General features: G+C 70.5%; 23 protein-coding genes. 2 read left to right on the forward strand and 21 right to left on the reverse strand.

All coding sequences use genetic code 11. The features are described from left to right. Positions 1–28: 28 nt before the first annotated feature. From pyrH to rpsB, 3 genes are all read right to left on the reverse strand, one after another. A complete protein-coding gene (pyrH, locus tag ABZV31_RS16200; RefSeq protein ID WP_355893692.1) occupies positions 29–787 on the reverse strand; it encodes a UMP kinase in 759 nt (252 codons plus the stop codon). Between the two features lie 201 nt (positions 788–988). Next, complete coding sequence (gene tsf / locus ABZV31_RS16205; protein WP_355893695.1) at positions 989–1,825, reverse strand: translation elongation factor Ts; 837 nt, start codon at positions 1,823–1,825, stop codon at positions 989–991. A 158-nt stretch (positions 1,826–1,983) separates the two neighbouring features. Further along, complete coding sequence (rpsB, locus tag ABZV31_RS16210; RefSeq protein ID WP_355893698.1) at positions 1,984–2,919, reverse strand: 30S ribosomal protein S2; 936 nt, start codon at positions 2,917–2,919, stop codon at positions 1,984–1,986. A gap of 283 nt (positions 2,920–3,202) precedes the next feature. Here rpsB and ABZV31_RS16215 point away from each other — a divergent pair, with 283 nt between their 5' ends. Continuing rightward, entirely contained in the window at positions 3,203–3,802 is a 600-nt protein-coding gene (locus tag ABZV31_RS16215) for a M23 family metallopeptidase (protein ID WP_355894090.1), read from the forward strand. 271 nt (positions 3,803–4,073) lie between these two features. On the opposite strand, the gene ABZV31_RS16220 is transcribed toward ABZV31_RS16215, so the two are convergent. From ABZV31_RS16220 to proS, 18 genes are all read right to left on the reverse strand, one after another. Continuing rightward, on the reverse strand, positions 4,074–4,631 hold the full coding sequence (locus ABZV31_RS16220) for a helix-turn-helix domain-containing protein (protein ID WP_355894093.1): 558 nt from the start codon (positions 4,629–4,631) through the stop codon (positions 4,074–4,076). 94 nt (positions 4,632–4,725) lie between these two features. Further along, positions 4,726–5,568, reverse strand: a complete 843-nt coding sequence (gene whiG, locus ABZV31_RS16225) for an RNA polymerase sigma factor WhiG (RefSeq protein WP_355893701.1) — start codon at positions 5,566–5,568, stop codon at positions 4,726–4,728. Positions 5,569–5,839: 271 nt separating this feature from the next. Next, a complete protein-coding gene (dprA, locus tag ABZV31_RS16230) occupies positions 5,840–7,000 on the reverse strand; it encodes a DNA-processing protein DprA (RefSeq protein WP_355893704.1) in 1,161 nt (386 codons plus the stop codon). Then, positions 6,997–8,622 carry a YifB family Mg chelatase-like AAA ATPase gene (locus tag ABZV31_RS16235; protein WP_355893707.1) on the reverse strand — a complete coding sequence of 542 codons (1,626 nt, stop codon included), beginning with the start codon at positions 8,620–8,622 and terminating at the stop codon, positions 6,997–6,999. Before ABZV31_RS16235 ends, dprA begins: the two co-directional genes overlap by 4 nt. Continuing rightward, on the reverse strand, positions 8,622–8,984 hold the full coding sequence (locus tag ABZV31_RS16240; RefSeq protein WP_355893710.1) for a YraN family protein: 363 nt from the start codon (positions 8,982–8,984) through the stop codon (positions 8,622–8,624). Before ABZV31_RS16240 ends, ABZV31_RS16235 begins: the two co-directional genes overlap by 1 nt. A 116-nt stretch (positions 8,985–9,100) precedes the next feature. After that, positions 9,101–9,409, reverse strand: coding sequence for a DUF2469 domain-containing protein (locus ABZV31_RS16245; RefSeq protein ID WP_003965949.1), 309 nt, complete (start codon positions 9,407–9,409; stop codon positions 9,101–9,103). A 56-nt stretch (positions 9,410–9,465) separates the two neighbouring features. Next, the gene (locus ABZV31_RS16250) at positions 9,466–10,002 is read right to left on the reverse strand and encodes an NUDIX hydrolase (protein ID WP_355893713.1); all 537 of its coding nucleotides are present in this window, start codon (positions 10,000–10,002) and stop codon (positions 9,466–9,468) included. Further along, positions 9,992–10,768, reverse strand: a complete 777-nt coding sequence (lepB, locus tag ABZV31_RS16255) for a signal peptidase I (RefSeq protein WP_355893716.1) — start codon at positions 10,766–10,768, stop codon at positions 9,992–9,994. The genes ABZV31_RS16250 and lepB (ABZV31_RS16255) overlap by 11 nt, the downstream gene beginning before the upstream one ends. Before the next feature lie 251 nt (positions 10,769–11,019). Further along, positions 11,020–12,030: a signal peptidase I gene (gene lepB / locus ABZV31_RS16260; RefSeq protein WP_355893719.1), complete on the reverse strand. Its 1,011-nt coding sequence runs from the start codon at positions 12,028–12,030 to the stop codon at positions 11,020–11,022. Then, the gene (gene lepB / locus ABZV31_RS16265; RefSeq protein WP_355893722.1) at positions 11,918–13,009 is read right to left on the reverse strand and encodes a signal peptidase I; all 1,092 of its coding nucleotides are present in this window, start codon (positions 13,007–13,009) and stop codon (positions 11,918–11,920) included. Before lepB (ABZV31_RS16265) ends, lepB (ABZV31_RS16260) begins: the two co-directional genes overlap by 113 nt. Further along, a complete protein-coding gene (gene lepB, locus ABZV31_RS16270; protein WP_355893725.1) occupies positions 13,002–13,862 on the reverse strand; it encodes a signal peptidase I in 861 nt (286 codons plus the stop codon). The genes lepB (ABZV31_RS16265) and lepB (ABZV31_RS16270) overlap by 8 nt, the downstream gene beginning before the upstream one ends. A 45-nt stretch (positions 13,863–13,907) precedes the next feature. After that, positions 13,908–14,258, reverse strand: a complete 351-nt coding sequence (gene rplS, locus ABZV31_RS16275) for a 50S ribosomal protein L19 (RefSeq protein WP_355893727.1) — start codon at positions 14,256–14,258, stop codon at positions 13,908–13,910. 134 nt (positions 14,259–14,392) lie between these two features. After that, positions 14,393–15,226: a tRNA (guanosine(37)-N1)-methyltransferase TrmD gene (gene trmD / locus ABZV31_RS16280; protein ID WP_355893729.1), complete on the reverse strand. Its 834-nt coding sequence runs from the start codon at positions 15,224–15,226 to the stop codon at positions 14,393–14,395. Next, positions 15,226–15,768: a ribosome maturation factor RimM gene (gene rimM / locus ABZV31_RS16285; RefSeq protein WP_355893731.1), complete on the reverse strand. Its 543-nt coding sequence runs from the start codon at positions 15,766–15,768 to the stop codon at positions 15,226–15,228. Before rimM ends, trmD begins: the two co-directional genes overlap by 1 nt. A gap of 106 nt (positions 15,769–15,874) precedes the next feature. Beyond that, positions 15,875–16,114: an RNA-binding protein gene (locus tag ABZV31_RS16290; RefSeq protein WP_003973401.1), complete on the reverse strand. Its 240-nt coding sequence runs from the start codon at positions 16,112–16,114 to the stop codon at positions 15,875–15,877. Positions 16,115–16,119: 5 nt separating this feature from the next. After that, positions 16,120–16,539 carry a 30S ribosomal protein S16 gene (gene rpsP / locus ABZV31_RS16295; protein WP_355893734.1) on the reverse strand — a complete coding sequence of 140 codons (420 nt, stop codon included), beginning with the start codon at positions 16,537–16,539 and terminating at the stop codon, positions 16,120–16,122. Between the two features lie 267 nt (positions 16,540–16,806). After that, positions 16,807–17,403, reverse strand: coding sequence for a hypothetical protein (locus ABZV31_RS16300; protein WP_355893737.1), 597 nt, complete (start codon positions 17,401–17,403; stop codon positions 16,807–16,809). A 260-nt stretch (positions 17,404–17,663) separates the two neighbouring features. Next, positions 17,664–19,079 (reverse strand): proline--tRNA ligase, encoded by a 1,416-nt coding sequence (gene proS / locus ABZV31_RS16305; protein ID WP_355893740.1) that lies wholly within the window; start codon positions 19,077–19,079, stop codon positions 17,664–17,666. Between the two features lie 197 nt (positions 19,080–19,276). Between proS and ABZV31_RS16310 the strand changes: the two genes are divergently transcribed. Then, positions 19,277–20,134, forward strand: a complete 858-nt coding sequence (locus ABZV31_RS16310) for a class I SAM-dependent methyltransferase (RefSeq protein WP_355893743.1) — start codon at positions 19,277–19,279, stop codon at positions 20,132–20,134. The last annotated feature ends 134 nt before the right edge of the window (positions 20,135–20,268 follow it).

Consider the following 20,268-nt stretch of genomic DNA (forward strand, 5'->3'; position numbering starts at 1 on the left):
TCGTCCCGCGGACGGGGTGGTTCACCGGTCAGTCCCGGCTGCCTTGGTCACCCACAAGCGTGCCGATCTTCTCACCCTTGACGGCGCGGGCGATATTGCCCTCCTTCAGGAGCTCGAAGACGACGATCGGGAGCTTGTTGTCGCGGCACAGCGTGATGGCCGTGGCGTCGGCGACCTTCAGGTCGCGCGTGATGACCTCGCCGTAGCCGAGGGAGTCGAACTTCACGGCGTCCGGGTTGGCCTTCGGGTCGGAGTCGTAGACCCCGTCCACACCGTTCTTGCCCATCAGCAGCGCCTCGGCGTCGATCTCCAGGGCGCGCTGTGCGGCGGTGGTGTCGGTGGAGAAGTACGGCATGCCCATACCGGCGCCGAAGATGACCACGCGGCCCTTCTCCAGGTGGCGCACGGCGCGCAGCGGGATGTACGGCTCGGCGACCTGGCCCATGGTGATGGCGGTCTGGACCCGGCTGTCGATGCCTTCCTTCTCCAGGAAGTCCTGCAGGGCGAGGCAGTTCATCACGGTGCCGAGCATGCCCATGTAGTCCGAGCGGGCACGGTCCATGCCGCGCTGCTGGAGTTCGGCACCGCGGAAGAAGTTGCCGCCGCCGATCACGACCGCGATCTGCGCGCCGTCCCGTACGACGGCCGCGATCTCACGGGCAATGGCGTGCACCACGTCGGGGTCGACGCCCAGGCCCCCGCCACCGGAGAAGGCCTCTCCGGACAGCTTCAGCAGAAACCGGCCGCGTACTTTGCCGTCGTCGCTCTTCTGGGCCTTGGTGGTCATCGAGATCCCGCCTCTGTAACGTGTTGCACATACGAAGAAGGCCATTGCCGGTGGGGCGTGTTTCGCATCCCATGCGCGGCAATGGCCTCCTCGTCAGATCTGCTGTCGTCCGTCACGCGCGCGTGCGCTGCGGCATACGCGACCGACACGGACGACTGCTGTCGACCCTACCGGGGGTCGGGTGTCCGTCGCGGTACGGACTCAGATGCCGACCTTGATGCGCACGAAGCGCTTCAGGGTGACACCGGCCTCGTCCAGTACCTTCTGGACGGACTTCTTGTTGTCGAGCGCGTACGGCTGGCCGAGCAGCGTGGCGTCCTTGAAGAAGCCGTTGAGGCGACCCTCGACGATCTTCGGAAGGGCGGCCTCGGGCTTGCCCTCGGCGCGGGTGGTCTCCTCGGCGATGCGGCGCTCGGCCTCGACGACCTCGGCCGGGACGTCCTCCTTGGAGAGGTACTTCGGCGCGAAGGCGGCGATGTGCTGGGCGACGCCCTTGGCGACCTCGGCGTTCGGCTTGTCGAACTCGACGAGGACACCGATCTGCGGCGGCAGGTCGGGCATCGTGCGGTGCATGTACGCCGTCACGAAGCCGTCGGAGAACTGCGCGAAGCGGTCCAGGACGATCTTCTCGCCGAGGTTGGCGTTGGCCTCGTCCACGAACGCCTGGACGGTCTTGCCGGGCTCGATCTCGGAGGCGAGCAGGGCCTCGATGTCGGCCGGGGAGGTCTTGGCGACGTGCTCGGCGATGGCCTTGGCCACAGCCTGGAACTTCTCGCTCTTGGCGACGAAGTCCGTCTCGCACTTCAGCTCGACGAGGACACCGGAGGAGTTGTCGTCGGCGATGATCGAGACCACGGCGCCGTTCTCGGCGGAGCGGCCCTCACGCTTGGCGACGCCCTTCTGGCCCTTGATGCGCAGCGCCTCGACGGCCTTCTCGACGTTGCCCTCGGCCTCGTCCAGCGCCTTCTTGCAGTCCATCATGCCGGCGCCCGTGAGCTCACGGAGCTTCTTGACGTCGGCGGCGGTGTAGTTCGCCATGAGTCTGTGAATCTTTCTCGAAGTCTGGAAGATCGAAGATCAGGGGGTCTGACGGTCCCCATGGAGCAGGGGCCCGCTGACACGCCGCTGACCTACGGGTGAACGGCGGGAGCGGACTTCATGTCACCGCTCCCGCCGTCAACGCTGACGCTGACGGGTCAGGCCTGCTCGCCCTCGGCAGCCGGCGCCTCGGCAGCCGGAGCCTCGGCGGCCGGAGCCTCGGCGGCCGGAGCCTCGGCGGCCGGAGCCTCGGCGGCCGGAGCCTCGGCGGCGGGGGCCTCAGCAGCCGGAGCCTCGGCGGCGGGAGCCTCGGCGGCCTTCTTCTCACCCTCGAGCAGGTCGCGCTCCCACTCGGCGAGCGGCTCGCCCGCGACCTTCTCACCCTTGCCCTCGGTGGCGACGCCGGAGCGGGCGATGAGGCCCTCGGCGACGGCGTCCGCGATCACACGGGTGAGCAGGGTGACGGAGCGGATCGCGTCGTCGTTGCCCGGGATCTTGTAGTCGACCTCGTCGGGGTCGCAGTTGGTGTCGAGGATGGCGACGACCGGGATGTTGAGCTTCCGGGCCTCGCCGACCGCGATGTGCTCCTTCTTGGTGTCCACGATCCAGACGGCGCTCGGCACCTTCTGCATCTCGCGGATACCGCCGAGGGTCTTCTCCAGCTTGGCCTTCTCACGCGAGAGGACCAGGAGCTCCTTCTTGGTCAGACCGGAGGACGCGACGTCCTCGAAGTCGATCTGCTCGAGTTCCTTCAGGCGCTGCAGACGCTTGTAGACGGTCGAGAAGTTGGTGAGCATGCCGCCCAGCCAGCGCTGGTTGACGTACGGCATGCCGACGCGGGTGGCCTGCTCGGCGATGGCCTCCTGCGCCTGCTTCTTCGTGCCGACGAACATGACCGTGCCGCCGTGGGCGACGGTCTCCTTGACGAACTCGTAGGCGCGGTCGATGTACGACAGCGACTGGAGCAGGTCGATGATGTAGATGCCGTTGCGCTCGGTGAAGATGAAGCGCTTCATCTTCGGGTTCCAACGGCGGGTCTGGTGACCGAAGTGGACGCCGCTCTCCAGCAGCTCCCGCATCGTGACGACGGCCATGGCCGTACTCTCCTTGAGTTTCTCGGTTGTGCCGCGGATGCCGGACGGCTCCCGCGCCTGACGCCCGCAGTGCGCCGTGCCACGAAGGACCGAGAGGCGCTGACACCGACCGTTGCCGGCCCGGGTGTCGGGGCGTGCGAAGTCGACCCGGTGACCCGGGTCGCCACCAGAAGTGTACGTGACCCGCGAGGCACCGGGTGACGCCGCTGTCCACAACCGGGGAGTCGTCCACAGATCCCGGCCGTGATCGGCCGGGGTGCGGGACGGTGGGCGCATGGTTCGGATGCGAGCGATGCGCTGTGCGGGTGTACGGCTGGGGTTGCTGTCGGGGTGGGCGGCGAGCGTCCTGGCCTCGGTGGCGTGGGCAGCCGGCGGCCCGGCTCCGCCGGTTGCCCCGGGCCCGGCGGGGACGGACGCGCCGGTGCCGGCGGTGGGCCGCGCGTGGCCCGTGGGCGTACGTCCACCGGTGCTACGGGGCTGGGAGCCCCCGGCGACGGTGTACGGCCGCGGGCACCGGGGCGTGGACCTCGGGGCGCCGGACGGGGCGCCGGTCCGGGCGGCGGCACCGGGGCGGGTGCTCTTCGCGGGCCGGGTGGCCGGGAGAGGGGTCGTGTCGGTGGAGCTCGCCGGGACGGGCGACCCGCCCCTGCGGACGACGTACGAGCCGGTGAGGGCGTCGGTGAAGAAGGGGGACGAGGTGGAGGCGGGCGAGGTGGTCGGCACGTCGGAGGCGACGGAGTCGCACTGCGCGGCTGCGTGCGTGCACTGGGGTCTGCTGCGAGGGGAGAGGTATCTGAACCCCTTGTTGTTGCTGCCACCGTGGCTGCTGCACACGGGTCCGTCGAGACTGCTGCCGGTTTTGGGGGTGCCGTTGCCCGCATAGCCCGCACAGCCCTCCCAGCCCGTACAGCGGCAGCCGAGGTCGGCCCCGCCCAGCCCGCATACCCACGGCCGCAGCCGAGGTCGGCCCCGCCCAGCCCGCATACGCACAGCCGCATACGCACAGCCCCACCCGCAGCCGAGGTCAGCACCACCCAGCCCGCATACGCACAGCCCGCACCCGCAGCCGAGGTCGGCCCCGCCCAGCCCGCATACCCACGGCCGCAGCCGAGGTCAGCCCCGCCCAGCCCGCATACCCACGGCCGCAGCCGAGGTCAGCCCCGCACGCCCCTCAGAGCCATCCCCACCGCCGCCTCCGCGATCTCCGTCGGATCCTCGGCCGCCCCGAGCTCGATCCTCCGCACAGCCGCGTCGACGACTCCCTGAAGCAATATGGCCGCCAGCCGCGGCTGCCTGTGCCCCATCTCCCCCAGCGCCTCGACGATCATCGCGACCAGCCCGCCGTGCGCGGCCCGGATCTTCTCCCGGGCCCCCGCATCGAGCTCACTCGCCGAGATCGCCATCACAGCGCGGTGCCGCCGGTCCCCGACCAGCTCGAGCTGCTTGCGGACATACGCCTCGACCTTGGCCGTCGGCCCCTCCGCCCGCTCCATCGCCGCCGAGACCTCCGCGGCCCACACGGGAAAGTCGACCTCGCACAGCTCCTCGACCACGGCGGCCCGCGACCGGAAATACTCGTACACGGACGACCGCGCCAGCCCCGTCCGCTCGGCGAGGGCCGGAAAGGTCAGCGCCTCCGTCCCGCCCTCGGACAACAGGGTCCGCGCCGCGTCCAGCAGGGCGGCTCGCTGCATCGACCGGTGCTCGGCCACGGAGGCCGCTCGAATCCTTGGCACGTCAACCACTGTACGGACGCACCACCCACGACGGGAGCGACTCCGGTCGACCGCCCCCGTTCGGCCGCCGTCACCGCCCGAAGCTCGCCAGCTTCGCGCGCAGCTGCAGCACCGACTTGGTGTGGATCTGGCTGACCCGGCTCTCGGTCACCCCGAGCACGTTCCCGATCTCGGCGAGCGTGAGCCCCTCGTAGTAGTACAGCGTGACGACGGTCTTCTCCCGCTCCGGCAACGTGTTGATCGCCCGCGCCAGGAACCGCCGCAGCTCCCGGTCCTCGGCCACCTCCACCGGGTTGTCGGCGGCGGTGTCCTCCAGCGTGTCCATGACGCTCAGCCTGTCCCCGCCCTCGCCGCCGACGTGCAGCAGCTCCTCCAGCGCCACCACGTTGGCCAGCGACAACTGGCTGAAGACGGCGTGGAGTTCGTCCACAGCGATGCCCATCTCGGCGGCCACCTCGCCCTCCGTCGGCGTGCGCCGCAGCCGCGCCTCCAGGGTGGCGTAGGCCCGCTCCACGTTCCGCGCCTTCTGCCGCACCGACCGTGGGATCCAGTCCAGCGCCCGCAGCTCGTCGATCATCGCGCCCCGGATCCGCGTGATCGCGTACGTCTCGAACTTGATCTCCCGGTCGATGTCGAACTTCTCGATCGCGTCGATCAGCCCGAACACTCCCGACGACACGAAGTCCGCCTGCTCCACATTGGGCGGCAGGCCCACGCTCACCCGTCCCGCCACGTACTTCACGAGCGGCGAGTAGTGCAGGATCAGCTGCTCCCGCAGCCGCTCGTCCCCCGTCGCCTTGTACGACCGCCACAGCTCGTCGAGCGTCGAGGGAGCGGGCGGCCGCACGCTGCCACCGTCGCGGGAGGCTGGGGGGATCGCCGCCCGGTCGGACCCGGAGGTGTGCTGGGGCATTCGTCGCCTTGTGCCGTTCTGCCGTTGCGTAGAGGTGCCTGGGGGCTGTCGGTCGGGTGTCGAGGTCGGGTGTCTGCGTCGGAACCTCGTGAGCGTAGCGTGACAGGAGTGTCGCGGTGCGCGAACGGCGGGGCGCGAAGCGTGCGCAGATTCGTTCCGCTGGGCGCCCCACCGGGTCACGCCCGTCACCCTCGGTGACCGACGGAACCCCGACCAACTGGGGGAATTCGTATAGGCGTCGAGGTTCCCCCATACAGCCGAACACGCTCGGTCAGCACCGACTCCGACCGGCCCGGGCGGAGACCACCGCCTGGCGTGTCAACCTCCAGCCATCGCCATGTCGTTCGACGTAACCGAGTGATCGGAGTTCGTACAGTCTCGCGATCACGTCGTCCTCCGTCGTCCGGGCACCGCGCGCGATCTCGGCAGGCGTCGCCGCGCGGCGCGCGGGCAGGGCGGCCAGGACGTGTCGCGCGTCCGGTGCCAGCAGGTCACGGGGCAGTACGGGGCCGCGCCGGTCCGGGGCCAGCTCACCCATGTCGCCGACCAGTTCGACCACTTCTGCGGCGTCGGCGACCAGTGCCGCCTCGCCGCGCAGGAGTTCGTGGACGCCCGCGGAGAGGGCGCTGGTGGCCGGGCCGGGGACCCCCATGGTGTGGCGCCCCAGTCGCTGTGCCGCCCGCGCGGTCACCAGCGAACCGCTGCGGTAGGCGGCCTCGACGACCACGGTGCCGCGGGTGAGTGCGGCGATGACCCGGTTGCGGACGATGAACCGGCTCGGCGTCGGGTGATCACCGGGCGGTAACTCGCCGATCACCAGCCCCTGTTCCGCGATCCTGGTGATCAACTCGGTGTGCCCGCGCGGGTAGGGCCGGTCGACGCCGCAGGCAAGGACGGCAACAGTGGCGCCGCCCGCGCCGAGTGCGCCCCGGTGGGCGGCGCCGTCGACGCCGTAGGCTCCGCCGGACACCACGACCCAGCCGCGCTCGGCAAGGCCGGCGGCGAGCGTGGCGGCCATGTGGGCGCCGTACTCGGTGCAGGCGCGGGCGCCGACGAGCGCGACCGATCGAAGCGCCCATATCCGCAGGCTGGGGCGGCCGCGCACCCACAGTCCCGTGGGGCGTGCGTCCCCCAGGTCGTCCAGCTGCGCGGGCCACTCCGCGTCACCCGGGCGCACGAACCGCACCCCGGCCTCCCGCGCGACGGCGAGGTCCCGCTCGGGCTCGGCCCGCGCGGCCCGCGCCCGCAGCCCTGCCCACCGCTTGTCCGACACCCCGCCGAGCCGCGGCCCGCCCTCCCGCAACCGCCGCGCCACCTCCACGGCCCCGACCTCCCGCACCCATCGCCCGCCGGCCTCGTCACCGGGTTCGATGACGCGGCTGAGGAAGACACGGGCGAGCAGTTCGCCGTCGGGCTCCTCCTCCACGTTCACGTCAGCGCCCCGATGGCCATGGGCACACCCCGCGGAACCCCGGTGCGCAGTTGCAGCGCCAGGGCGACGTCCGGCGCGTCGGGCCGGTCGTGGCCGACGAGGTCCGCGACCGTCCAGGCGACGCGCAGGACGCGATCGAGTCCGCGGGCCGTGAGGACGCCGCGTTCCAGGTTCCGCTCGGCCTCGTCCATCGCGCCGACCGCGGCATGCCAGCGGGTGCGCAGCTCCCGTCCCGGCACTTCGCTGTTGGTCCGCCACGGCGTTCCCTCGAGTCGCGCCGCCGCCCGTTCCCGGGCGGCTCGCACACGGTCGGCGACCGTCGCCGTGGACTCGCCCCCGGCACCGCGCTGCGCGAGCTCGGACCGGGTGACCGGGTCCACCTCGACCCGGAGGTCGACCCGGTCGAGCAGTGGGCCGGAGAGGCGGGCCTGGTAGCGGCGGATCGACGAGGGCGGGCACTCGCACAGCGTGTCCCTCTGCGAGAAGCGGCCGCAGGGACACGGATTGGCCGCCAGCACCATCAGGAACTTTGCGGGGAACCGCACGACGCCCGCGCTGCGGGCGATCACCACATGTCCCGCCTCCAGGGGCTGGCGCAGGGCGTCGAGGGCATGGCTGCTGAACTCCGGTGTCTCGTCGAGGAAGAGCACGCCCCGGTGGGCGAGCGAGACGGCACCCGGCCGGGCGATGCCGAGGCCGCCGCCGACGAGGGCCTGCATCGTGGCCGAGTGGTGCGGGGCGCAGTAGGGCGCGACGTCGATCAGCGGCTTGCCCGGCGGCAGGAGTCCGGCCACCGAGTGCACCGCCGTCACCTCCAGGGACTCCTCCCGGCCGAGCCGGGGCAGGACCGCGGGCAGCCGCTCCGCGAGCATGGTCTTGCCCGCGCCGGGCGGCCCCTCGAGGAACAAGTGGTGTCCGCCGGCCGCAGCGACCTCCACCGCCGTACGCGCCGAGATCTGGCCGACGACGTCGGCGAGGTCGTGCCCCTGGTCCTGCTCCGCTCCTCCCACGCTGTGCATGCCTGTCGCCGCGCCCGCGCCCGGCAAGCGCAGACCGGCGAGTAGCGGATCCGGCCGTCCCTGCTCGTCCGGATGTTCCTCGGGCACGGGCTCGTCGGTCAGCACGGCGATCAGTTGCCGCAGGCTGCGGATACCGAGCACGGAGACGCCGGGCACCAGCGAGGCCTCGGCTGCGGCGCACTCGGGCACGACCACCTGCTCGTAGCCGGCGTCCGCCGCGGCCAGCACCGCCGGCAGGATGCCGCGGACGGGGCGCACCCGTCCGTCCAGTCCGAGCTCTCCGATCATCACGATGTCGGCGAGCACCCGGGGGTCGATCCGCTCGGCGGCACCGAGGACCGCGCAGGCCACGGCCAGGTCGAAGCCGCTGCCGGCTTTCGGCACCGAGGCCGGGCTGAGCCCCACCGTCAGCTTCTTCTGCGGCCACTCGCCCCCCGAGTTGACGACCGCCGCCCGCACCCGGTCCCGGCTTTCCGTCAGGCTCTTGTCCGGGAGACCCACCAGGGTGAACGCCGCGACGCCCGGTTCGAGGTCGGCCTGGACCTCGACGACCACGCCCTCGACGCCGACCAAGGTCACGGAGCACGTACGAGCGAACCCCATCAGGCCACCCCCTGCACGTGCTCGACCACGGGCGCGCCGCGCCGGGGCAGCAGGACGCCGACCAGATCGATGCGGACGCCTCCCGGGGGCGCCCCTCCGTGTGACTGGATCCAGCGTTCCGCGAGGCCGCGCAGTCGCTGTGCCTTCTGCGGCGTGACCGCGGCCATCGGATGTTCGAAGGCCTCTGACCTGCGGGTTTTCACCTCGCAGACGACGAGCACGTCGCCGTCCCTGGCCACGATGTCGATCTCGCCGGTCCTGCCGCAGCGCCAGTTGCGCGCCAGGACCGTCATCCCGGTCCCGGCCAGCCGCCGTGCGGCCAGCTGCTCGCCGTACCTGCCGAGTGCCCTTCGTGCGTTCATGTCGGCACCACCTCCGGCGCCAACCGTCACGCATTTGGCCCGACCAAGTGGATCTTGGGGGGTTACTCAGTGGTTGTGGACAACTCCGCCACCCTCACGGGTGAACATCTCGGCGATCAGCCGCCCGGCAGCTCAAGGTCGCTCTTGTTGAGCTCCTCGATGTTCACATCCTTGAACGTCAGGACGCGTACCTGCTTCACGAAGCGAGCCGGCCGGTACATGTCCCACACCCAGGCGTCCGCCATCGACACCTCGAAGAACACCTCGCCCTGGACCGAGTGGACCTGCATCTCGTAGTCGTTGGTGAGGTAGAAGCGCCGCTCGGTCTCGATCACGTATTTGAACAGACCGACGACATCGCGGTACTCCCGGTAGAGCTTGAGCTCCATCTCGGTCTCGTACTTCTCGAGGTCCTCGGCGCTCATGGCATGTTCCCCTTCAGCCGTGCGATCCCACCATTGTGCGCCAGTCCCGTGAGGCCCTAGACGATTTCGGTGTCAAGGGTCACAGGCCTGGCCGGGGGACCTTCGTCGAGCAGTGTGCGCAGCAGCTCGGCGAGTCTGGTCGGATACACCGTCTCATGTGCCCGGGTCAGTTCCCGGCACGTCCACCAGCGCGCTCCGGCGACACTGCGCCGCTCCAGGTCGGTGAGGCCCGCGGCCTCGGTCGCCGTCTGGGTCGTACGAGCCAGGTAATACCACTCGTCCTGGTCCCAGCGACGGCCCGCGAACGGGAACGAGCACCTGCGCCGCCACACCACCGGGCCGAGCTCGACCTCGGTGATGCCCGTCTCCTCCGCGAGTTCCCTGAGAGCGGCTTCCTCTCGCGTCTCGTCGCCCTCCAGACCGCCGCCCGGCGTGAACCACCAGTCGTCCGCCGGATCGTCCGGCTCGTGGCCGTGCAGGAGGAGGATGCGGTCCGCGGGGTCGAGCAGGACCACCCGGGCCACCTTGCGCAGCCCGCCGCCGTACGACTCCTCGTACGCGTGCTCGCCCGCGTCCGTCGCCTCAGCGGGCACCGGCGGGCTCCGTCCGCGTGCGGGGACGGGAGCCGCCGAGCCGCTTGGCGATCGGGCCGTAGGCGCCACCGGCGAGGACGAGGACGGCGCCGGCGACGATCAGGAGGACGATCGTGCGCAGCGGTCCAGGCTGGGAGAGGGTGCCGAGGGCCTCGAAGCCGGTGGGGCGCTCCAGCATGCCCTTCATGGGCCAGACGACGGCGTCGACCCGGGCGGTCACGGCGTCACGCGAGACGGTGCCGCTGGCCGCGTCCGTGAGGTGGGCGGTGGAGTCCAGGGAGCCCTGGCGCTCGTCGCCGAGCAGGAACAGGCGGCCCTTGGGGACCGTCACGGTCGGGAAGTTCGTGACCTCGGCCACGCCGCCCTTGAGGTAGGGCTCGTCGATCTGCTTGCCGTTGACGGTCAGTTTGCCCTGCTTGCAGCAGGAGACCGTGTCGCCGCCTACGGCGACCACGCGCTTGACCACGGGGGCGTTGGTGACCCACGTCGTGTCGTGGAAGACGACGACGTCACCCCGGCGGATCTCACCGCCGTCGACGCGCTGTGCCAGCACCCGGTCGCCGACGTCGATCGTCGGCGTCATCGAGCTGGTGGGCACGGTGTACGGCCGGTAGACCACCGCTCCCCATGCGAATCCTCCGAGGAACAGCACCAGGCCCAGCGCCACGGCCAGCCCGGACAGCCGCTGTCCGGTCCTGCTGCCCACCTGGCCCTTGCCTGCGCCACCGCTGCGCGGGGCCGTACGCGTCGTGCTCTCGCCACCCATGGACCCGCACCCTACCCGGCGGTACCGAAACGGGGCAGCCCTTCTTCCGCGACCAAGGTCACAAGCTCCACGAGGGGGGCGGGCCGTACGAGGGGAATGCCGCGTACCGCCGAGTGCCTCGCAGGTCTTGCCAGGTGCCGACGATCCCGGAGGGCAGGTGCCGGCACCCCCCCCGCGGGGGCAGGGACGCCCCCCGGGAGGGCAGGCGCCGGCGGGCTCCCGTAGGGGGCGTGTGTCGGAGGCGCGGTGGGTCAGCGGGTTCCGGTGGGCGTCGTTTCGGTGCCCGTCCCGGTTTCGGCCCGGGTGAGCCGCCTGCGGCGCCACAGCGCCACCGGAACCACCCCGGCGAGGGCGAGGCCCTCCGGGGCGACCGTCAGGGCGCCGGCGGCCGAGGACTGCTGGTTGAAGCCCTGCTGGTCGAAGGTGTCCGGGATGGGCAGGGTGCCCCAGCGGTTGATCGGCCAGGCCTTGACGATGGCGCGGCCGACGACCTTGTCGACCGGGACCATGCCGTGGTGCTCGTCGGCCTGGTTGTAGCGGGAGTCGCGCGAGTTCTGCCGGTGGTCGCCCATCACCCAGATGAAGCCCTTGGGGACCTTCACCTTGAACTGGCCGCCCTGGTCGTCGACGCTGCACGGCGTGTTGCCGGGGTACACGTACGGCTCGTTCAGCGCCCTGCCGTTGACCCTGAGCGGGCCGGTGCCCTTGCACTCCACGGTGTCGCCGCCGACGCCGACGACACGCTTGATGAGGTCCTTCTCCTCCGCGGACGGCATCAGGCCGATCCAGCTGAGGAACGTCTGCAGGGCGTTGGGCTTGGCCGTCGGCTCGCCGGCCAGCCAGTCGTCCGGGTCGTGGAAGACGACGACCTCGCCGCGCTCGGGCTTGGAGCCGAACCACGGGGTGAGCTTGTCGACCAGAACGCGGTCGCCCCGCTGCAGGGTGTTCTGCATCGAGTCCGAGGGGATCGAGAACGCCTGTACGAGGAACGTCTTGATCAGCAGCGCCAGCACCAGCGCGATACCGATCAAAATGGGCAGCTCCTTCCAGAAGGAGCGCGGCTTCTTCTGCTGCGGGGTGGTGCCGTCCGTCCCCTGTTCACCGGTCTCGTTCTGCTCCGTCACCGTGCCGTCCTCAGGTGCTCCGGAGTCACTCCCGGAGGTCACGGCGCTGTTCGCGGCCGGGACAGCTGCTCCCGCGGGGTGTCCGCGGTGCTCCTCGCCGTCGTGTCCGGACCGTTCGCCAACCGCCACATCCCCCACGCCAACTCCTTACTCCGTGCCGCCGCCTGCCCCGTGCACGGCGCAGGCCCACCACTCCCATAACGAGCGGGAGTTCCGCAGGGCTCGGGAGTTGGATCGATCCGTTCGGATCGTCGGGGGCAACCCTATGCGACAGCTGGTCGGCCGCGGTCGCCCCGGTCACCGAGTCGGACACCGAAGCGAAGGTTTCCGGTTCCTTCAGCATGTTCCAGTGGCCGATGGGCCAGCCGATGAACATGGCGCGTCCCACCACGGAGTTTTCGGAGACCGTGCCGCCGTAGGCGGTGTCCTGGTGGGCGCGCGAGTCCGCGGAGTTGGCCCGGTGGTCGCCCATCATCCACAGGCGGCCCTTGGGGACGGTGATGTCGAACTGCGTGTTGGACGGCGCGTTCCCGGGATACAGGTAATTTCCCTCGTTCAGGGGAACGCCGTTCACGGTCACCCGCCCCTGCGCGTCGCAGCACTTGACGTGGTCCCCGCCGACGCCGACGACCCGCTTGATGAGGTCCTTCTCGTTGTCGGAGGGCAGCAGGCCGATGAAGGTGAGGCCTTCCTTGATCTGCTTGACGACGACGGGGTCGTTCTTCCTGGTGGTCTGCTCGCCCGCCAGCCAGCCGCCCGGATCGTGGAAGACGACGACGTCCCCGCGCTGCGGCTTGGAGCCGAACCACGGGGTCAGCTTGTCGACCAGGACGCGGTCGCCGATGCGGATCGTCTGCTCCATGGAGCCCGAGGGGATCACGAAGGCCTGCACGAGGAAGGTCTTCAGCACCAGGGCTATGAGCACGGCCACGCCGACCAGAAGGGGTATCTCCCTGACGGCGGAGCGCCTGCGCTTCCGCTTGACCTTGCGCTGCAGCTTGCGCCGCTCCGCGCGGGTGCGGCCGCCGGACGGGCCGGCGGCGCGCCGGGCCCCGGTGGGCAGGAGGTTGTCGGCGGCGCCGAGGGGGACGCCGCGTGGTCTGCCGCGGTTACCCATGGGCGCCGTCCGCGTTTTCCGACTTGTTCGCCTCCGGGGCGCTACAGCTGGTGCCGAGAGCCCGACCGTGCTCAGCCCTTCGGGCCTCCGCGCTCCCCTGAGCTCTTCGAGCAGGGGGTACTTCCACGACCTCTGGACACCGGCGCGCCCCTTCGGCGGCGGGCACGCGCGCGTAGGCGCTGGGGCGGTGCAGGCGGGTCCAGTGGCCGACGGGCCAGACGATCCAGTCGGCCCGGCCGATCACGTCACCGACGGGGATCATGCCGCCGCCCGGCGAGCCCAGGTGGTCGCGGGAGTCGCTGGAGTCACTGCGGTGGTCGCCGAGGACGAACAGGGTGCCGTCGGGCACGACGACGTCGAAGGGCACCGTGGAGGGGCTGTCGCCGGGGTGGAGGAACGTCGACTCGTCGACCGACCGGCCGTTCACCCGGATCCTCCCCTCCTTGTCACAGCAGACCACGTGGTCTCCCCCTACACCCACAACGCGTTTGATGTAGTCGGCGTCCCCGAAGTACCCGGTGCCGTCGAACACGACGACGTCGCCGCGCTGCGGCTCGGCACCGAAACGGTACGCCAACTTATTTACGAGAACGCGGTCCCCGATCCTCAATCCCTGTTCCATGGATCCGCTCGGAATCTGGAACGGTTGCGCCACGAAAGTGTTGAGGAGCAGCAAAACGACCAGGCAGATCAGCAGGGTCAGGGTGATCCGTCCGCCGGGGAGCCAGTCCGTGATCCGTGGCACCAACGCGAAACGCGACCGTTCCTCCGGCCTCTCGGTGTCCGGGATGTCCGCGGATCCGGAAGGGCGGGAGGAGCGGTCGCGCTCCGTCGGCTGTGCTTCGGTGTCCATCGGAGCCAGATGCTATCCGGCCCCGCCGTGAACCCCGGAGAGCGCTCAGTTCACGCGCTTCTCCTTGATCTTCGCGGCCTTGCCGCGCAGCTCGCGCAGGTAGTACAGCTTGGCGCGGCGGACGTCACCCTTGGTGACGAGCTCGATCTTCTCCACGATCGGGGTGTGCACCGGGAAGGTCCGCTCGACGCCGACGGAGAAGGAGACCTTGCGGACCGTGAAGGTCTCGCGCACGCCGGAGCCCTGGCGACGGATCACCACGCCCTTGAACTGCTGCACACGGGAGCGGTTGCCCTCGATGACGCGGACGTGCACGTTGACGGTGTCACCCGGGCGGAAGGCCGGGATGTCGTCGCGGAGCGACGCGGCGTCGACGGAGTCGAGCAGGTGAGACATTTCGTCTGCTTTCTTCGCTGATGCCACAGGTCATCAACGGGAACTAGGTGTTCGGGATCAGTGCTGCGCGTGTCGGGGCGGGCGTCGTGTCCCCCTGTGGCAGGGGCGCACGCCGGACGGCGCACAACAGCGGCCTATTCTTCCACGCCCTCGGTCCTGCGCCAAAATCGGCCGTACGGCTCCCCCTCGGGGTCCGGGGCCCAGCCCAGGATGGACAGCATCTCGCGGTCCTTCTTGTCGAAGACCTTGGGGTCGCAACGCTCGATGAGGTCGGGCCGGCTGGCCGTCGTACGCTTCAGGGCCTCGTCGCGTCGCCAGCGGGCGATCTTCCCGTGGTGGCCGCTGAGCAGCACCTCCGGGATCCCGCGGCCGCGCCACTCGGGCGGCTTGGTGTAGACGGGCCCCTCCAGGAGGTTGGCCATGGCGCCGGGCGCGAAGGAGTCGTCCCGGTGGGACTCGGCGTTGCCGAGGACGCCGGGCAGCAGCCGGGCGACGGCCTCCGTGATGACGAGGACGGCCGCCTCGCCGCCGGCGAGGACGTAGTCGCCGATGGACACCTCGTAGACGGGTATCCGGGTCGCGTACTCGTCCATCACGCGCCGGTCGATGCCCTCGTAGCGGGCGGGCGTGAAGATGAGCCAGGGGCGCTCGGAGAGTTCGACGGCGAGTTCCTGGGTGAAGGGCCGGCCGCTGGGCGTCGGGACGATCAGGGCCGGCGCGTGGGAGCCCGTCTCGTAGCCGTCGGCGAGGACGGAGTCCAGGGCGTCGCCCCAGGGCTCGGTCTTCATCACCATGCCGGGGCCGCCGCCGTACGGCGTGTCATCGACCGTGTTGTGGCGGTCGTACGTCCAGGTGCGCAGATCATGCACGTGCACGTTCAGCTGTCCACGCGCGCGTGCCTTGCCGACGAGGGAGACGTTCAGCGGTTCCAGGTACTCGGGGAAGATCGTGACGACGTCGAGCCGCATTACGCCTCTTCCCGGGAGGAGGCGATCTCGGCGCCGTCGTCGATCAGCCCGGGCGGCGGGTCGATGACCGCCCGTTGCTCCTCCAGGTCGATCTCGGTGACGATCTCCTCGACGAAGGGAATCAGAACCTCGCTGCCGTCGGGGCGCTCGACGATGAAGAGGTCCTGGGAGGGCAGGTGCGAGATCTCGGTGATCCGGCCGACCTCCGTGCCGTCCTCGGTCACCACGTCGAGGTCGATCAGCTGGTGGTCGTAGTACTCGTCCTCGCCCTCGGGGAGCTCGTCCGGGTCGACCTCGGCAATCAGGAGAGTGTTGCGGAGGGCCTCGGCGGCGTTGCGGTCGGTCACGCCTTCGAAGCGCAGGAGCAGGCGGCCGCTGTGCACCCGGCCGCTTTCGATGGTCAGCGGGCCCGCGGATGCGGGATCGGTGGCCAGTAGGGCGCCGGGGGCGAGCCTGAGCTCCGGCTCGTCGGTACGTACCTCCACGGTGACCTCGCCCTTGATGCCGTGGGCGCGGCCGATCCGTGCGACTACCAGCTGCACTTCTGAAGATCTCCTGTCGTACTGCCTACGGCATCTCTGCGTGGACGACTACGGGCCGGGGACGGCCCAGTGGCCCTCCCCGGCCCGAGCCGGTGCTGCGAAAGCGTCAGCGGACGTGGTCCACGTCGACCAGGTCGACGCGGACGCCGCGGCCGCCGATGGCGCCCACGACGGTGCGCAGAGCGCGTGCGGTGCGGCCGTTGCGGCCGATCACCTTGCCGAGGTCGTCGGGGTGGACCCGGACCTCGAGCACGCGGCCGCGGCGCAGGTTGCGCGAGGCCACCTGCACATCGTCAGGGTTGTCGACGATGCCCTTCACGAGGTGCTCGAGCGCCTCTTCGAGCATGCTGCTCAGGCCTCGGTCGACTCGGACTCGGCCGGGGCCTCGTCCTTCTTCTCAGCCTTCTTCTTCGGGGTGATCGCCTCACCCTTGCCCTCGTCGTCGCCACCGAGGGCCTCGAACGACGGACGCGCGGCCTTCTCCTCCGGCTGCAGCAGCGGCGCAGGGGCGGGCTCGCCCTTGAACTTCTGCCAGTCGCCGGTCTTCTTCAGGATGGCGAGCACGGGCTCGGTCGGCTGAGCGCCGACGGAGAGCCAGTACGCCACACGCTCGGCGTTGACCTCGATGCGCGAGGGGTTCTGCACCGGGTGGTACAGACCGATCTCCTCGATGGCCCGGCCGTCACGGCGGGTACGGGAGTCGGCGACGACGATGCGGTAGTGAGGCGAACGGATCTTGCCCAGACGCTTCAGCTTGATCTTGACTGCCACGGGAGTGGGTTCTCCTGGAATTGACGTGGTTGGGCACGACGGAGTTGCCGCGTGGGGTTGCGGTACCCGAGTGCCCGATGGACGCGTCAGCCGGAGGAGAGAGGGGTCCTGTGCGGCTGTCGAGTACAGCTAGCCATTGTGCCATACCCTGCGGGTCGCTCTCGGCCGAGGGTACGGCGCCGGGGCATGCCCGAGCGGCACCCGGCGCTTCGGGTGCCGTCACGTGGGCCGGAAGGCGAAATGCGGCTGCCACGAGCAGCCGCATTCTCAGCCTGACGCCGCGCCCACGGCCTCCGGGATCCGGAACGGCTTGCCGCAGCCCCCGCACACGATCGGTGCCTGGGCCAGGACCGACGGGACGACCCGCACATTACGACCGCAGTCGCAGACCGCCTTGACCCTCACCCCGCCGCCGGAGGAGCCGTGGCGGGCGGCCGGGCCGCGGAAGGTGCGGGTGGTGTCGGCGGAGGTGGCTGCGGTGTGGGCCTTCAGGGCGCGCTGGAGGCGCTCGATCGTCGGCCGGTAGCGCCGCTTCGCCTCGGGGCTGAGCGTGACCAACGAGAAGCCGCTGCTGGGGTGCGGCTCCTCGGGGTGGTCCAGGCCCAGCTCCTCGGCGATCGCGAGGAATCTGCGGTTGTGGTAGCGGCCGGCGCGGGAGGTGTCGCGTACTCCGCGCGCGGCGGCGATGCCGTGGACTGCTTCGTGGAGCAGTCGCTCGAAGGAGAGTTCGTGACCGCACGCGGACGACGACTCTCCGATCAGGGACTCGGGCGCGGCAAGGTCTGGCAGCTCGGGGTGGTACCGCTGAATGTCGGCCCACGCCTGTGCCAGCTCTGCGGCGAGAACAGGTGGTGTCGTGCTCACGTAATGACAACGAGCCTGGGGGCCGCTGTGTTCCTATTCCGGGGCATCCCAAATATTTTGCACGTACCCGTCAGTTGCCGCTGATGCGTCCTGACGAGGGCGGGTGCGCTGATCTGCGGAGAAGCCGCACAGCTCATACCAAGGTGGTGCGTAGCCTGACGTACGCCCCGGCGCGTAGGCCATTTCCTCGCGCCGGTGTCCATGTGGTCGCGCGGTGCGCAAGAGACGTTTCGGTCGCTCTCCCGCCGGAAGGCGCTATCTCAATAAGCGCGCGCGACCACCGCGACGTTACCGGGCGCGTCGTCGGCGTCCGGCACCGACCCGTCCTCGGCGACCAGACACCGTACGGTCACCGCGTGCTCGGACAGCTTGGCCTCACCCTCTTCGCCGAGGACCGCCCACGGGATGCGCGCCCAGCCGTCGGCGGTGGCGGCCTCCACGGCCTCCTCGATCGTCGTCACGTCCGCCGTGCGGGACTCGCGGCGGTCGCGGGACTGCGTCAGCAGCATCGCCTGGTCTTCTTCGAGGATCGCCGGGAGCCGCGCGGCCAGCCCGTCGACCGGCACCGGTTCCTTGCCCCCCGGGATGCGGCGCGCCAGCATCGCGGTGCCGTTCAACAGGTCACGCGGCCCGACCTCGATGCGGACGGGGACGCCCTTGAGCTCCCAGTCGACGGCGCGGCGGCCGAAGGGAGTGTCCGTGCGGTCGTCCACGTGGACGCGGACACCGGCCGCCTTCAGCCGGTCGCCGAGCTCGCGGACCTTGGCCAGAACCGCATCGTCCCCCTTGATCGCGAGGACGACAGCCTGGATCGGCGCGAGCCGCGGCGGCACCCGCAACCCGTTGTCATCGCCGTGCGACATGATCAGGCCACCGACCATGCGTGTGGAGGAGCCCCAGGAGGTCTGCCAGACGTACTCCTGCCTGCCGTCCTTGGACAGGTACTGGGTGTGGAAGGCCTTGGCGAAGTTCTGGCCGAGCTCATGGCTGGTGCCCATCTGCAGGGCCTTGCCGTCGCCCATCATCCCTTCGAGGGTGAGGGTGTTGATGGCGCCGGCGAACCGCTCGCTCGGCGTCTTGCGGCCGAGCACGACGTCGATGCCGAGGACGTTGACCATGAAATCGGCGTACACCTCCTTGTGGATGTACGCGGCGTAGTCCCGGGCGTCCTCGTACGTGGCGTGGGCCGTGTGGCCCTCCTGCCAGAGGAACTCGGTGGTGCGCAGGAACACGCGCGGGCGCATCTCCCAACGGACCACGTTCGCCCACTGGTTGATCAGCAGCGGCAGGTCGCGGTAGCTCTGCACCCACTTGGAGAAGTAGTCGTTGATGATCGTCTCGGAGGTCGGCCGGACGACGACGGGCTCCTCCAGGTCCTTGCCGCCGCCGTGCGTGACGACCGCGAGCTCGGGCGTGAAGCCCTCGACGTGGTCGGCCTCCCTCGTCAGGTACGACTGCGGGATGAAGAGCGGGAAGTAGGCGTTGGCGGCGCCCGCGTCCTTGATCCGGGCGTCCATCTCCTGCTGCATCCGCTCCCACAGCCCGTACCCGTACGGCCGGATGACCATGGTGCCGCGCACCGGCCCGTTGTCGGCCAGCTCGGCCTTGTTGATCAGGTCCTGGTACCAGCGCGGGAAGTCGTCCGCCTGCGGCGTGAGAACGGGTGCCTTGGCCATGGCGCGATGGTACGGGCACAAGTTGCCGGAATGTGAATTTCCGCCCAAGTCACCGACAACCCACAAGCGGGGTCCCACAGGCACTGGACGCGATGGGGAGCTCGCAGTTACCTGGCATACGGGGAGTGCGAGCGCACTGCACGGGGGCCAGGGAATCGGGCACAGCGGCAACTCTCGGCGGATTGGGGCGCTTATCCATGACACCTACGGTCGTGCGGCAGCACGTACGTCACGCGGGAACGGTGCCCCGCGTGGATCTGCGTGCACGCGCGCGTGACTGGTCCGAGATCCAGGAGCGCATGCTGGTTCCGCTGTACCAGGCCGTCTACGAACGGCTGGAAGTGGGCTCCGGCACGCGGCTGCTGGCGCTCGGCTGCGGCTCCGGACTGGCCCTGCTGATGGCGGCCTCCAGAGGCGCCGCGGTCACCGGTGTCGACTCCTCCTCCCCCGAACGGCTCGCCCTCGCGCGGCAGCGGTTGCTGCCGGAGGCGTGGGACACGCACGCGCGTGCGGACGCCCGGATCGTCGACGGATCACCTCAGGACGCGGCCGACGCGGAGACGCCCGCGTACAACCTGGTGACCGCCTTCGAGCCCATCGGGTGCCTCGCGGGCGACTCGGAGGGGCTGGGCGAGGTGCTCGCCGCGGCGACACCGCTCGCCGAGCGCGGGACTCCCGTGGTGCTGGCCGGCTGGGGCCCGCCGGAACGTTGCGCCACGTCGTCCGTGCTCCGGGTGGCCAGCAAACTGGCCGACCCGCTGCGCAGCCCGGGCAGTTGGCGCCCGGCCCTGCGCGACGACCTGGAGGAGGTGGCCCAGCGCGCCGGTCTCAGGCCGGACGGCTCCGGCCGGGTCGCCTGCCCCTTCGGGTACGCCGACCTGGACAGCGCGGTGCGCGGTCTGAAGTCGACGGGGCTGTTCGACGCAGCGATCCGCGCGACCGATCAGAACCAGGTCGACAAGGAGCTGGCGGAGGCGCTGCACGCGCATCAGCGGGGGGACGGCATGGTGTGGATGCCGAACGTCTTCCGCTACCTGATCGCCCGGACGCCCTAGGTACCCGTCTCCGGGACGCCCCAGGTGCCCGCGGGCATCCGCAGCACGTCACTGGGGGCGCCCCTCGGCGAGGGGCGCCCCCAGTGACGTGCCAGCCGAGGAGACGTACGCGACGAGCGGCGTCGGAACCGTAC

The organism is Streptomyces sp. NPDC005202 (assembly GCF_040608235.1).
Classification (GTDB): domain Bacteria; phylum Actinomycetota; class Actinomycetes; order Streptomycetales; family Streptomycetaceae; genus Streptomyces.